The organism is Microcoleus sp. PH2017_34_RAT_O_A (assembly GCF_020737885.1).
Taxonomy (GTDB): Bacteria; Cyanobacteriota; Cyanobacteriia; order Cyanobacteriales; family Microcoleaceae; genus Microcoleus.
This window is the reverse complement of the sequence record NZ_JAEQDD010000143.1, coordinates 1-13,876: the sequence shown is the minus strand read 5'-3', so window position 1 is coordinate 13,876 and position 13,876 is coordinate 1. Positions and strand designations below refer to the sequence as shown.

General features: G+C 45.9%; 10 protein-coding genes. 5 read left to right on the top strand and 5 right to left on the bottom strand.

From position 1 onward, the window contains the following. Positions 1–7: 7 nt before the first annotated feature. The 3 genes from JGK11_RS30760 to JGK11_RS30750 all read right to left on the bottom strand — a co-directional run bounded on the left by JGK11_RS30760 (position 8) and on the right by JGK11_RS30750 (position 1,604). Positions 8–214, bottom strand: a complete 207-nt coding sequence (locus JGK11_RS30760) for a hypothetical protein (RefSeq protein WP_293214216.1) — start codon at positions 212–214, stop codon at positions 8–10. A gap of 214 nt (positions 215–428) precedes the next feature. Further along, positions 429–599, bottom strand: coding sequence for a hypothetical protein (locus JGK11_RS32990; RefSeq protein ID WP_325315344.1), 171 nt, complete (start codon positions 597–599; stop codon positions 429–431). A 558-nt stretch (positions 600–1,157) separates the two neighbouring features. Beyond that, complete coding sequence (locus JGK11_RS30750; protein ID WP_293185994.1) at positions 1,158–1,604, bottom strand: transposase; 447 nt, start codon at positions 1,602–1,604, stop codon at positions 1,158–1,160. Positions 1,605–2,277: 673 nt separating this feature from the next. Here JGK11_RS30750 and JGK11_RS30745 point away from each other — a divergent pair. From JGK11_RS30745 to crtO, 3 genes are all read left to right on the top strand, one after another. Continuing rightward, a complete protein-coding gene (locus JGK11_RS30745) occupies positions 2,278–5,058 on the top strand; it encodes a COR domain-containing protein (protein ID WP_293214213.1) in 2,781 nt (926 codons plus the stop codon). 192 nt (positions 5,059–5,250) lie between these two features. Beyond that, complete coding sequence (locus tag JGK11_RS30740; RefSeq protein ID WP_293197343.1) at positions 5,251–6,030, top strand: class I SAM-dependent methyltransferase; 780 nt, start codon at positions 5,251–5,253, stop codon at positions 6,028–6,030. Positions 6,031–6,400: 370 nt separating this feature from the next. Continuing rightward, complete coding sequence (gene crtO / locus JGK11_RS30735; RefSeq protein WP_293197345.1) at positions 6,401–8,092, top strand: beta-carotene ketolase CrtO; 1,692 nt, start codon at positions 6,401–6,403, stop codon at positions 8,090–8,092. Between the two features lie 75 nt (positions 8,093–8,167). Here the strand turns inward: crtO and JGK11_RS30730 are convergent, their stop codons facing one another. Continuing rightward, positions 8,168–8,968, bottom strand: coding sequence for a HEAT repeat domain-containing protein (locus tag JGK11_RS30730; protein ID WP_293197347.1), 801 nt, complete (start codon positions 8,966–8,968; stop codon positions 8,168–8,170). Positions 8,969–9,160: 192 nt separating this feature from the next. Then, positions 9,161–9,385 (bottom strand): polymorphic toxin type 34 domain-containing protein, encoded by a 225-nt coding sequence (locus tag JGK11_RS30725; RefSeq protein ID WP_293197349.1) that lies wholly within the window; start codon positions 9,383–9,385, stop codon positions 9,161–9,163. 289 nt (positions 9,386–9,674) lie between these two features. Here JGK11_RS30725 and JGK11_RS30720 point away from each other — a divergent pair, with 289 nt between their 5' ends. Both JGK11_RS30720 and JGK11_RS30715 read left to right on the top strand, forming a co-directional pair. Further along, positions 9,675–10,775, top strand: a complete 1,101-nt coding sequence (locus JGK11_RS30720) for a saccharopine dehydrogenase NADP-binding domain-containing protein (RefSeq protein WP_293197351.1) — start codon at positions 9,675–9,677, stop codon at positions 10,773–10,775. Between the two features lie 1,370 nt (positions 10,776–12,145). Further along, the gene (locus JGK11_RS30715) at positions 12,146–13,471 is read left to right on the top strand and encodes a hypothetical protein (protein ID WP_363319668.1); all 1,326 of its coding nucleotides are present in this window, start codon (positions 12,146–12,148) and stop codon (positions 13,469–13,471) included. Positions 13,472–13,876: the final 405 nt, after the last annotated feature.

The window sequence follows — 13,876 nt, the reverse complement described above, 5'->3', positions numbered from 1 at the left end:
TGTAAGGCTAACACTGCATAATTTCAGCCCAAAAGCGTTTGGCTTCCAAGTTTTCACAACTGATAAAAAAATCCGACCCACATCTGCGGAATGTGGGCTCTAACGCAGAAGTCGATCGCGCGTCATCTTCGGGCATTATAAAGTGACCCGCAAACCAACCGCCGCGACTTGCACCTTCAGCACCCGCATTTCCAAAAATCACTTCAGGTGGCATCAGTTAATAATCTAACAAACAAATATTTTAAGTAACACAAACTCAAAGGTTCGTAGTAAGAACTTTAGTCATAAACACAACAGGCACTCTTCTGGGAATCGATCTTTAGGTACGTTGTTGCGCTTCAGCGCTCTTTCATAGATCTAGCATAGCGCCCAAGCGCAACAACGTACCTCATCCTTGATGATTTTTAGACGAGCCAACACGATCGCAATTATAACTTGCGGCCCGAAGATTGACCTTCCGTCGTAGCTATTTCCCCAGCTTCCATAAACTGCTTAAAGTGGCGCAAATCGTCAGCAATTTGCTGTTCTGGATCTTCCCCAAATAGTTTAGCAGCGCCCGCACCGATCGCACCGCCCGGAGGGTTGTATTCGATCGCCACTTTTACCTTTGATTCGCATCCGCAGCCGACTGCAAACCCTCCACAACCCCGAGTCCGCGCGCCGCCAAACTGCCGCCCGCAACCGCCAGCAAAGCACCTCTGAGTGAACGCTGCGACAAACCAAACAGCACCAGCGCTCGCCCACCAATTAACGAAGCCCAGCGTTCGGTATCGCTGGTGTTAGCTTGGTTTTGTTTGTCAGAATTTGCGATCGAAGTAGATTCGATTGCTTTAAACCTCGTCAGTCGATTTTAGATTTTAGATTTTAGATTCTTCGACTTCGCGATCGAACCAGTTTTAGATTTTAGATTTACTCCACAGATAAATCTGCGAGGTCTAACTAAGGTCTAAAATCTTGGGATACCCACGACAGCCCTGCGGGGACTTCCGTTTTTGGGCGGGTCAATTAATCGTGAAAAACAGCAGCAAAAGGGGCAACCCAAACAGATCCATCGAAACTGGGAGCATCTCAGTTTTTCATTTATAGCGGTTCTCAGAAAGATGAGGTATGTTGTTGGGCTTGGGCCCTCTTGGTTTAAGGGTTGTGTGGGCTGTCAGTTATACCTCATCTTTTTGAGAAAGGCTATATATAGATAGTGCTGTCCCCGCTCGCGAGTTGTACAATACGCGAGCGGGGACAGCACTATAATAAAAAAAATGCTTTTTACAAAATTGAGATGCTCCCACATGAATCGCCTCAAACCGTCCCTGAAAAAGTGAACCAACTCTTTGATAGCGTTTATTAATAGCCTTAGTATAAGACAGAGTAAATGCCTGCATCAGGTTGGAAAAACGATTGGTGTTCAGGTGAACTAATAAATGATAGTGGTTCGGCATCAAACAATAAGCAATAATATCGACACCATGAGTAATCAGATGGTTTCTTAATTGACGTAAAAAATAAATATAGTTTTCTCGCTCAAAAAATATCAACTGACGGTTATTACCTCGGTTATAAACATGGTAGTAATTACCCGCTTGCAAGATAACTTGGCGACGTGGCATATCAGAAGGTAGGTGAGTGGCTAGCCGGAGTCTGAAACCGGGGCCTCAGAAACCGGGTTTCTACGAAAAATCTGGTGAGGTTGTTTAAATTATCGCAGAAACCCGGTTTCTTGGACTAAGCGCGTGGAACTCAGAAACCGGGTTTCTCGCGAAAATCTGGTGAAGAGGCGTAAATTCTCACAGAAACCCGGTTTCTTGGGCTCAGCGCGGGAACTCAGAAACCGGGTTTCTATGAAAAATCTCGTGAAGATACGAAAATTCTCGTAGAAACCCGGTTTCTCGGACTCAGCGCGTGGACTCAGAAACCGGGTTTCTCGCGAAAATCTCGTGAAGAGGCGTAAATTGTCGTAGAAACCCGGTTTCTTGGACTAGGCGCGTCGAGATTCAGAAACCGGGTTTCTTCAGATCATCTCATGAGGAGGCGTAAATTCTCGTAGAAACCCGGTTTCTCGGACTCAGCGCGTGGGACTCAGAAACCGGGTTTCTGCGTAAAATCTCATGAGGAGGCGTAAATTACCGTAGAAACCCGGTTTCTTGGACTAGGCGCGTCGAGATTCAAAAACCTTACTCAAACCTCACGAATCGCCAAAATATTCGTGTTATTTTGTAGTGAGATTAAGGAATATTCAAAATCAAATCATGTCTCAAGATCGCCCTTTCATCTCAAAAGGCGATGATCGAACTTATATACAAAAATCAAAATAAGGAATTGGCAATGTCAGGAACTGAGGGCGATCGGAAAGCATATCAGCGCATTGGAAAAGCGCGGCGAGAGGGAGCAAAAACACTCAATCTTAGCGATCTGGAACTGACGAAACTGCCAGAGGCGATCGCCTCCCTCACTCAGTTGGAAAAGCTTTACCTTCACAACAACCAACTGACAAAACTGCCAGAGGCAATCGCCTCCCTCACCGAATTACAACAGCTTTACCTCCACAACAACCAACTGACGAAACTGCCAGAGGCGATCGCCTCCCTCACCCAGTTGCGTGGGCTTTACCTTTCCAGTAACCAACTGAGGGAACTACCAGAAGCGATGGTCTTCCTCACCGAGTTGCGACTGCTCTACCTCCACAACAACCCTCTCAATTCTGACCTCGCCGCCGCCTATGAACAAGGCACTAAAGCCCTTTTGCAATACCTACGAGCAAAGGCAGAAGCACAAATCACCCTGAACGAAGCCAAGCTGATTTTAATCGGCGAAGGCGAGGTAGGCAAAAGTTGCCTCCTCGGAGCATTACGCGAGGATGAATGGCTAGAAAGTCGTCCCACCACTCACGGCATTGAAATTAAACCAGTCATTGTCACCCATCCCGACACCGACACAGAAATATCCCTCAATGGTTGGGATTTTGGCGGCCAACCCGTTTATCGACCAACGCACCAGTTGTTTTTCAGTGCTCCAGCCGTGTATTTAGTGGTGTGGAAGCCACGGGAAGGCCCCCAGCAAGGCTTTGTCAAAGAGTGGATTACCCTAATCAAGCATCGGGAACCAGATGCCAAAGTGCTAGTAGTCGCCACCCACGGCGGCCCCGGACAGCGACAACCCGACATTGACAGACAGGAAATTTGCGATCGATTCGGCTGCGATACGGTGCTTGGCTTCTTTCATATCGACAGCAAACCTGACACTCAGAACTCCTGCAACGGCGTGGCAGAATTAAAAAGTGCGATCGCTAATGTCGCCGCCTCTCTTCCCGAAATGGGACGTTCGATTCCCGCCAAATGGCAGCGAGTGCGGGAAATCTTGCAGACAAACGACAAAGCCTATCTGCCCTACGATGAAGTTATTGCCATCTGCGCTAAACACGGAATCGATAAAGAACAAGCAGAACTTTTTCTTCGCATTTCCCATACCTTGGGGCATATCATCCATTACCATTACGATCCAATACTGCGAGATATTGTCATCCTCAAACCCGACTGGTTGGCCAAGGCAATTAGCTTCGTACTTGATGATGAAACGACCCGCCGCCGCAACGGTTTAGTAGACTTTGAGCATCTGGGTGAATTATGGAGGAATCCCCCGTTTCCAGGCGAAAACGGCTACCCGAAAGAACTACATCCCATCTTTCTCAAGCTGATGGAACGCTTCGATTTGTCCTACCGCGTGGTACTCGATCCAACTAAACCCAGTAATACCAGTTTGATTGCTCAACTCGTACCCGATACACGCCCGGAATTGTCCAATTGGGGACAGCAACCGGAAGCCGGAGACAGACAACAAATACAAATCTGCCGCATTGTGGACGATCGAGGACAACTTGCAGTCGCAGAAGGATTGTTTTACCAGTTAATTGTGCGCTTGCACAAATACTCACTGGGGCGATGCAATTACGAACAAAGTATCCATTGGCAACGCGGTTTGATGCTTGACGATGACTACAACGGTCGGGCATTGCTGGAATATATTGACAGTGATGTCAAAATCACCGTGCGGGCGGCTTATCCAGAACGGTTCTTGTCTTATCTCACGGCAGAGATTAAATGGCTAGTCGAAAATTATTGGAAAGGATTGCTATGTAATGTGATGGTTCCTTGTATTGCGCCTTGTGGTAAAAATCTGCCTGGGAACGGGCTATTTGAGGTAGAAAAACTAATTAAGAGCAAAAAGAAGAATCGGGATGAGCATCAATGTCACATTTCAGGCTGCGATGAATGGCAAAATATCGATTCTTTACTGAATAACGCACCAATTGCTCCACCTCCATCCCAAGAAATCGGCATTCAGCAGTTCCAAAAAATTGTTGACAAGCTAAACATCATCCACGAAAATATAGCGACTTCCGATAGTCGAAATCAAGAACGATATCAGTCATTGTCTCAGGAACAGCGGATCATTCTCAGCAAAGTCGATGAGCAATTTGCGTCACTGATGCAAATGCTCACCGATGAAGCGAAAGATGGCCCGCGCCTGTTTAGTTTCAAGCCCGTCGATCCCAAGTTTTTCAATCGCCCAAAATGGATTAGTACAAAATTGCAAATAACCCTCTGGTGCGAACACTCTCGTCAACCGCTTCCCGCCTTAAATCCTCACGATAAGCAGAAAGGAGTTTATGAATTGGAAGTATCGCGCCAATGGTTTACCAAAGCAGCCCCCTATCTCAAAATTTTGACCGGAACCCTGAGTCTAGTCTTACCTGTCGCAGCCTCTGCCACCAAGTTCATGCTAGACGAAGCTACCTACAAAGGCATTGAAGAAGAACTCGATTTAGGACAAAAAAGCATCGAATCTACCTTGAAAGGTAGCGATTTAGCTACTAATTTGTCTGACGAAAATGACATCCCAGATTGGCAACAGGGCGACTCAGCAATCATGGCGAAAGGCTCGATTTTGCGAGAATTACACGCGCTGCTAAAAGCCAAAGATCCTGGCTTTGGTGGCTTAGTTCGGGTGCAGAACAGACGGCGCGAATTCCTGTGGGTTCACGAGCAGTTTGTAGGTGAGTATTAATATTGTTCGCCGATCGCCCGTTCCGCGCTACGATCGAACTATGATTCGGCGATTAAAATCGCTTCTACAAAAACGAAGTCCGCCTTCGCGGACTAAGAAAATAAACGGCGCTCTAAACCCGGATTTGGTATGATTACTGATGGCTAATAACTAATGACTGATAACTCATAACTCATACATAACTAATAACTAATGACTGATAACTCCAAACCGCCGTTATACGAGATGAATCCGCTAGGTCGATTTTCCGATCGCGCTACGGATTATGTCAAATACCGCCCGAGTTATCCAGCCGCTGCGATCGATGCGATTTTAGCAGGACTTGGGGAACCTTCACGGTTAACCGCAGCCGATATCGGTGCAGGTACAGGAATTTCTTCCCGTTTGCTAGCAGAAAGAGAGGTTCGAGTATTAGCGATCGAACCCAATGCCGAGATGAGACAAGCGGCTGCACCTCATACTTTGGTAGAGTTTAGAGACGGAACTTCCGAAGCCACTAATTTGCCTGACCGATCGCTCGATTTAGTCGCGTGTTTCCAGTCTTTCCATTGGTTCAATCCTGTTTTAACTTTACCAGAATTTCGGCGAATTCTCAAGCCGTCGGGAAGGTTGGCTGTTGTTTGGAATTTGCGCGATCGCACGGATGCGCTGACAGAGGGCTACACTCAAATTGTTAAGAGCGCTTCCCAGAGCTATCCTGCCCAAAAGCACGATCGCTCGATCGAACCTTTGCTTGCGAGTGCAGATTTTACTGATGTGCGATCGATCGAATTTGCTAACAGACAAGATTTAGATTTAGCAGGGTTAATCGGGCGGGCACAAAGCTCATCTTATATGCCGAACTCCGGGCCTCCATTGCAGAAACTTATCTCGGATTTAACCGAACTTTATCAAGCTTACTGTGGCGATCGTGGCTTTGTTTCATTGGTTTACAAAACAATAGTTTATCTGGGAAATCCTACGGATTGTTAATTTTTTATATAATACCGATAAATGAAAATTTCTGTGATATGATGCTGGGCAAATTGGCGTGGCGATCGCTCGTTCAGTTGACAGTTGACAGTTGACAGTTGACAGCTACCTCTACCTGGAAGGAAGAGGATTGGAGTAATGAATAGTCTGATTTTAATTTATCCCGATCGGGGTTGCGGCTTTAAACCAATTCTTTCTGGTAAATTCAAGAAGAAATAAAGGCGATCGCACAGCAGCACTAGGTAAGAACTCCATCTTTTGTAAGATGCTCAAACTAATCTCTTAAGATGAATCTATTTCTATTGATAGAGCCCGCAAAGTTGTTAACATTTGTAAAATGAGAAAAACATCCTATCCCAAAGCTTCATCTATGCAAACGTATGACGTGATTATCATAGGAGCAGGTCACAACGGGCTTGTCTGTGCGTCTTATCTCCTCAAAGCCGGATATACCGTTCTTTTGTTAGAAAAACGTTCCGTTCCCGGTGGCGCCGCGACTACCGAAGCTGCGATTCCCGAATTACCAGATTTTAAATTCAACTTGTGCGCGATCGACCACGAATTTATCCATTTAGGGCCAGTTGTAGAAGAGTTAGAACTGGAAAAATACGGATTAGAATATCTTTACTGCGATCCAGTGGCGTTTTGTCCGCATCCAGACGGCAAATATTTCTTGGCGCACGGTTCCGTAGAAAAAACTTGTGCAGAAATTGCCCGCTACAACGAACGCGATGCGAAAAAATATGCCGAATATACAGATTTTTGGCAGCGCGCTTTAAGCGCGATGATTCCGATGTTTAACGCGCCGCCAAAGTCTATAATAGATATTGCCGGTAACTACGATATTGCCAAACTCAAAGACTTATTTTCAGTCATCGGTTCCCCAGACAAAACGCTGGACTTTATTCGCACGATGATTACCAGCGCTGAGGACATTCTCAACGAGTGGTTTGATGAGGAATTTTTGAAAGCACCTTTGGCAAGACTGGCCGCAGAGTTGGGCGCGCCTCCTTCACAAAAAACCATTGCTGTAGGCGCAATTATGATGGCAATGCGCCACAATCCCGGCATGGCGAGGCCGCGCGGAGGAACGGGTGCATTGGTGCAAGCGCTGGTCAATTTAGTGAAAAGCTATGCGGGTGTTATACTTACTGACCAGCACGTCGAGAAAATATTAGTTGATAATGGCCGCGCTGTCGGTGTTAGAGTTGCAGGCGGCACAGAATATCGAGCTACTAAAGGCGTCATTTCTAATATTGATGCGAAGCGTTTGTTTCTGCACTTGATGGATGATAGCGATGTTGACAGTGCCGATCCGAATTTGCGGGAAAGATTGGAGCGCAAAATTGTCAATAACAATGAGACAATTCTGAAAATAGATTTAGCTCTCAATGAAGTACCGAAGTTCGATCGCTGGAACCATAAAGACGAATATTTAATGGGTTCTGTTTTGATTGCTGATTCGGTGAAACACGTGGAAATTGCTCATACTCAGCCTGCGATCGGCAAAATCCCCGATTCCGATCCGTCGATGTATGTCGTGTTTCCGACGGTACGAGACCCGTCAATGGCTCCCCCCGGACACCATACGGCTTGGATTGAATTTTTTGCTCCTTACCAGATCGAAAATGCTGAAGGAACCGGCCAGCACGGTACGGGTTGGACGGACGAGCTGAAAAACAAAGTTGCCGATCGCTGCATTGACAAATTAGCAGAATACGCACCCAATATCAAGAACTCAATTATCGGCCGCCGCGTGGAAAGTCCGGCGGAATTGGGAGAGCGTTTGGGGGCGCTGAAGGGGAATTATTACCACGTTGACATGACGCTGGATCAGATGATATTTTTCCGTCCGTTACCCGAGTTGGCGAATTACAAAACGCCGATCGACGGTTTGTTCCTCACCGGTGCCGGCACGCACCCCGGCGGCTCGATTTCGGGGATGCCGGGACGCAATACGGCTCGCGTGTTCATGCACTCGCAGCAGCCGATCGCGCAAACCTTGAGCGATGCGGCTAATTCTCTGAAATCGACGGCTAAGTCGGTGTTTCGGATTAATTAGAAGTAAGATTTTTAACCGCAGATGAACGCAGATAAACGCAGATGAATTACATCTGCGTTTATTTGTATTAATTTATCAGTGTGCGAGTGCGAGAATTTTTTCGGGTTGATTCCCTGTGAGGGGAAAACGATTTGCGATCGCACTTAACACCCTTTCTAAATCGGGAGCATCTTTCGCCAATGTTGGCTGCTCCTCCCGTTCGGTCAAATCTGTTAAAATATTCAGGATGATCGTTGCTAAATATTCATCAGCATTATCCAACAAACTCAATAGCTTCTCGATATCTTCTTTCGCGCCCAACCAGTACCGCGCTCCCAGCAATTCAGCTTTTACTGATAAAGGAAGTTCCGAGTTTAGATACTCTTCCAGTTTTGGCAATAGCTGCGGCGTACCTAAAAGCCCGATCGAATTAGCAGCATACCCTCTAACTGCTTTATCTTCATCAACATCAAGCAGTGAAAGCTCCAGAGTTTCTATAGCTGATGGTTCTTCTAAATATCCAAGAGTTTCTGCTGCTGATGCGCGAACCAGTGCTGAAGGGTCATTTCTGAGAATATATTCTATCGGTACAACCGCAGGACTATAACCAAGTTCTCCCAGTGCCTCCACTGTTTCAGACCTAACCAGTTCTTCAGGATCGTTTAGCAAAGGCATTAATGCAATGCCAACTGTCTCTACTTCCTCTGAACCGAGATAACCTAATGCCTCGGCTGCCTCAGCTCTAATTGATTCATCGGCGGATTTTAGCAATCTTAATATCTTCGGTACAGCTTCATAAACTTCTGCATCTACAAGCTGTATCAATGCTTCTGTTTGCAGGGTATAATCATCTGAATCGCAATAATCTAGCAGTGTTTCAGTTGTCAGCTTATCCATAATTTTTGCACCTCCCTAAATTTTAGTGCTTCCAGCCTAGGTTATTTTCACACTTAGTCAGTTAGATTGAATGGCATTACGCAAGTATCAAAATGAATAAGTGTGAGTAATTCGACATCCCCCAAAACTCTCTGAATTTCGTGGTACTACACTAATTGCAGACTAATTTTGGGAGATATTTCTTTGAGCAGCTTACCTTTTGGTCTTCTTCTTTTTGCCGCTGGATCGGCTATGTCTGTCACCAAAGAATTTCTGGGTGCTTTTAATTTTTTCCATTTTTTCTTTATCTTTATCGCGTTTAGCTTGCTGTTTCAATATTTCGAGTGCTTCAGGCATATCTGATGCTCTTTTTTCGGCGATTAGTTGTTTAGCTTGTTCTACAATACCCGTATCAGCTACATTACCTTCAGATGTCATAGTGTTTTATTTTAGGTTTATTATAAGGAATTATCAAAAATATTACGGACTGTTCATATATGATTACATTTTAACTCAGATATCAAACCTTGTCAATAAAGGATTTTCTACTTTGGTGGAGGTTTATTTAACTTGTCTGTAATTAGTTTGATTTATTGGTTTTCACCGCCCTTCTGGGGTTATGGATATTGGTGCGAGATATCAGTTATCATAAAGTCATACTTTATGTGGATGAAAAGACCTGCCAAAAGTTGACATAGTGAAAGATGGCGTTACCCTTTTTTGAGCGATGGCAAACCGAGTTTTGATTGTCGGCGGGCGCGGACGAATTGGCAGCAGCGTTGCCCAAGATATTCTCACCTATACCGACGCAGAAATTACTGTTACCGGACGCGATCCCAATGGCTCTCTTCCAGCAGAGTTGCCGTCGGATCGATCGCGCTATTTAGCTTTAGATTTAGCAGACAGTGCTGCTCTGCGCCAAGCGGTTTCATCCTCTAACCTCGTCGTGCACTGTGCCGGGCCTTTTCACTACCGAGATGCGGGCGTGCTGAAAACTTGCATCGAAGCAGGTGTTAATTATACCGATGTCAGCGACAGTCGCAGTTTTACTCGGAGAGCTTTAGACTGCCGGGAACTTGCTAAAAATGCCGGGGTGACAGCGATTATCAATACGGGCATTTTTCCGGGGGTTTCTAACAGCATGGTGCGCCGAGATGTGGAGCAGTTAGATACCGCAGAACACATTCATTTGAGTTATGTTGTCGGCGGTTCTGGGGGTGCTGGCGTTACCGTCATGCGTACTACTTTTTTGGGTTTGCAAACTCCTTTTGATGTTTTGGTTGATGGCAAACTACAGCAAATCAAACCCTACACCGATCGCGAAACGATAGAATTTCCAGCACCCTACGGCAAAACAGGCGTTTACTGGTTCGATATGCCGGAAGCAATTACTTTGCCCGAAACTTTCCCAGTCAAAACAGTTATTACTAAATTTGGCACTTCTCCCGACCTTTACAATCACCTTACCTGGTTTGTTGCTAAATACTGGCCGGATAGCTGGCTGAAAAATAATTCAGTCATTGAGTTTTTGTCTTATGTCAGCTACGGGATGACTGCTGTTACCAATAATTTTAGCGGTGTGGGCGTGGCTGTGCGATCGCAAGTGAGCGGCATCAAAAACGGTCAACCCGCAAAAGTGCGATCGACAGCGGTACACCCGAATGCTGCCACAGCAACGGGCATCGGTACTGGCAGCATTGCTCAATTGATGTTAGAGGGCAAACTGACAAAACCGGGGGTTTGGTCGGTAGAACAGGCTCTTTCTACTGAGCTGTTTGAAGGAGCTATGCAGAACCGAAACCTCAACATAGAGCAGGTTTTCTTGTAGTTCGATCGGGTATTTATGCAAGTTTTGATGTTTGGTCAAGGGGCTTTTTTTGATGAACCTAAGAAGGACAGGCGAGACGCCTGTTCCACCTATAGCAATCAGATCGGATTGGCACAAGATAAAAACCTTTTTGTCTTGCGAGACTCCTTGTTGAACAAGGATTTCAGGATTTCTAGGACTAGCAAATCAATTAGGATTGCTATAGAAAGACCCAGAAGAGAAGAGTAAGGGTTTGAAATTGATAGGAAAACCGCTAGATGGGTTTTTTGTAGGAATGGGGATCGCCCCTCAGACAACCTCATAAAAGATGAGTTCCGCTTGTTTAACTAATCTATCTTTTGGTAGAAGTAATGGTAACAAGCAGGAGCTTAATATGTTGCACATCACGATAAATATCTCTGTTCGCTCGATCGCTCTTTGGTAGCTGCGACAAAGATGGCGCTTCAACCAAGGTTCTTGACGCGCGATCGCCCGATCGGGAAAACAAACACGACAATTTTTGCGACAAAATACGAGGAGACGTTGATATGAAGCGGGTTTTAAAAGCTCTTTAGATTTTAGAGGCGACCCCACGGATAAATTCGGGGGAAGAGAGGATTTTCGATTTTCGATTTGGGATTGATTCCACGGATAAATCACGTGGCGGGTACTATCAAGAAATTCTTGGTCAAAGCATTTTGCTGGTATTTTTCAGTCTAGGATGCACATAAACTCGATCGTGCGGGAGTTTTGTACCAGCGCTGCTGAATGCAGCGAAGTGTTTGGGTAAGGAACGCACGTGCGGACTTAAGTCCGCAGCCGGATTGCGGACTGAAGTCCGCACTACGAACTGTTTTTTTATAGTAATCGAGCGGAGATGATATGACACTATTTTCAAGGCGAGTTTAGCAAAGTTATTGGGGATTTTTAGACCCTCTCTACATCGGGAGGGGTATTTTTCGGCTGCGTTGAAATCGCTTTTTTCAGAAAGCAAGATTTGTGCGCGGTTGGTTGTCCGGCTGGGGGTGCAGCGGCTTGTGCAAGAAAATATATCTGTAGGGGCGAAGCATGACCGCAGTGAATATGAGATATAACTAATAACTTATATGCGGTCATGCTTCGCCCTCTTCAAACAAAAGTGAGATGCACCCTCCGGCTGGGGGTGCAAAAAAACTTATTAACAACGGAGTTTGAGATGGACATTATTTTTTGAATATTAGGCTTAAAATTAAACTAATTCAGGACTCAGGCATCGATCGCATATTTCGGTCATTCTTCGCAATCTGCGCCATTCTATCCCAGCCGGAGCGTAAAGCGTCGGTTGCTTCAAGTCCGATAATTGTTAAGAATCTAAATCCTTTCATTCAAAATCGGTATAACTTGTGGATGCAATGTTGGAAAGAGCTTGGACACTCAAGCAAAATTTAATTGACTTTGTGCTGGATGCTGAGGGAGAGTTGGCGGTAGCTTTAGAAGCTTTTGCCGCAATTCGCTCGACGGGCGAGCGCTACGATATTGCTCAACAAAATCAGGTAATTGACAGTTTTACAGTCGAAGGTAAAGTCGGAAACAAAACGCCGATCGACCTTTTTGTCGAAAGTCAGCCCGATTTAACCGAGGGCGAGATCAGTTTGCTAAAAAGTTGGGGTCAAAAAAGCTTCACCGGCTTGTTTGAAATTACTCAAATTTCCCCTGACAGCTTCGAGGTGACAAACTGGCTGACGGCGAAGCACTACAATGTCAAGCCCAACAGCGCTAATTTCCTCCCAGAAATGTCTCGCTTTAAGTTAGGAGAAATCTTGCGGGTTCGGATTGCGCCTCTCACCGATGAGGCGTGGATACTCTCAGGGCCTCCGATTCCCATGGGGAAATTGGGCAAGCCGAAGTTGGCGGTGGCGATCGGCAATTTCAAGCAAAATTACAAAAATAACCTGTACAGCGACGCCCCAGAACTGTTAGAGCAAGCTTGGAAGTCGGTAGAACAGTATCACGACGATTTTACCGAATTTTTTGGCGGCGACGAAGTGACGCTATCGGGATATCACCTCAACAAACAGTTGGGCGAATTTCAGGAGGTAATGACTAAAAAACGCCTCGCTGATATCGGCATCGATCAAAGTAAATCTCTCGCGGATATCGTTGAAGATGCCGGAATCGATCCCGAAGAAATCAAAGCAGTCGCGATCGCAGCAGCAGGCGCCGATACTAAAGCAGTTGAGGTGGCGATCGACAGCAATGCGAGTTCAAAAATGGTAACGCCGAAAGTCGAATTGCCCGATCGCTTCAAAAAAGCCGAAAAGGTGACAGCGCTTTCTCATTCCCGCTGGGGACAAACCTTTTTGTCTAACTACAGCCAGTTTACCGAAATGCTCGCAGCCGAGGACTTTTCCACCATTCCCGGTTACGAGAAAATGGTTCGCAGCTATCTAGAAGATCCGGCAATTAATGCCTGGATTTGGCGGCGGTTAGCTAAAGTTAACCCAGCGAAATTATCACAAATCTTGCAAACAGTATTGCAGCGCACAGACTTTCAGATCGAGATCGATTTAGATTCCCTGTTACAAGAATTCAAAAAACCCTTAGAACCCGAACTCCCGGAAATTGCCAGCGTTCCCCTGCACCTGCACAACTTATTTCAGGAAGCATTAGGCGAAGTTCACAAGTCAAAGTCCAAGCCGCAGGACAAAAAGAAAAGCTCTAAGGGCTTTAAATCGTGATTGTGCGATCATCGCTAGGGGGGACTGTCACACTGCTCGATTGTTCGGATGTCACCGCATTTGACATTTGATATGAGGGTCGGTTTTAACTGAATGCAAGCTTTGAGGCAGGGGTTTAAACCCCTGCCGGACTCCGGCACCAGTCAAAAGCTCGATCGAGCTTTTATTCCTAATCGGGCTGCGCCGACTCACCAAGCAGTCTCACAATAGAAAATTCAAAACTATTAATTAAGTTTGTAGTGAGGACTTTAGTCCTTCTTCACTCCAACCGGAAGGACTGAAGTCCTGACTACAAACCTGTTCTTTTCACCGAAAGACGAGCGGGAAGCCCCTGACTTCAGGCATGGGGAGGAACGCGGCTGTGGCTTCAGCCACCTTAAACTATCCATAGGAGTAACCATCCTT

What these genes read in the sequence shown, in the direction of transcription:
- JGK11_RS30760 (WP_293214216.1), bottom strand. Translation starts at nt 214, where the DNA reads ATGCCACCTGAAGTGATTTTTGGAAATGCGGGTGCTGAAGGTGCAAGT.
- JGK11_RS30750 (WP_293185994.1), bottom strand. Translation starts at nt 1,604, where the DNA reads ATGCCACGTCGCCAAGTTATCTTGCAAGCGGGTAATTACTACCATGTT.
- JGK11_RS30745 (WP_293214213.1), top strand. Translation starts at nt 2,278, where the DNA reads ATGATCGAACTTATATACAAAAATCAAAATAAGGAATTGGCAATGTCA.
- JGK11_RS30740 (WP_293197343.1), top strand. Translation starts at nt 5,251, where the DNA reads ATGACTGATAACTCCAAACCGCCGTTATACGAGATGAATCCGCTAGGT.
- crtO (WP_293197345.1), top strand. Translation starts at nt 6,401, where the DNA reads ATGCAAACGTATGACGTGATTATCATAGGAGCAGGTCACAACGGGCTT.
- JGK11_RS30730 (WP_293197347.1), bottom strand. Translation starts at nt 8,968, where the DNA reads ATGGATAAGCTGACAACTGAAACACTGCTAGATTATTGCGATTCAGAT.
- JGK11_RS30725 (WP_293197349.1), bottom strand. Translation starts at nt 9,385, where the DNA reads ATGACATCTGAAGGTAATGTAGCTGATACGGGTATTGTAGAACAAGCT.
- JGK11_RS30720 (WP_293197351.1), top strand. Translation starts at nt 9,675, where the DNA reads ATGGCAAACCGAGTTTTGATTGTCGGCGGGCGCGGACGAATTGGCAGC.
- JGK11_RS30715 (WP_363319668.1), top strand. Translation starts at nt 12,146, where the DNA reads ATGTTGGAAAGAGCTTGGACACTCAAGCAAAATTTAATTGACTTTGTG.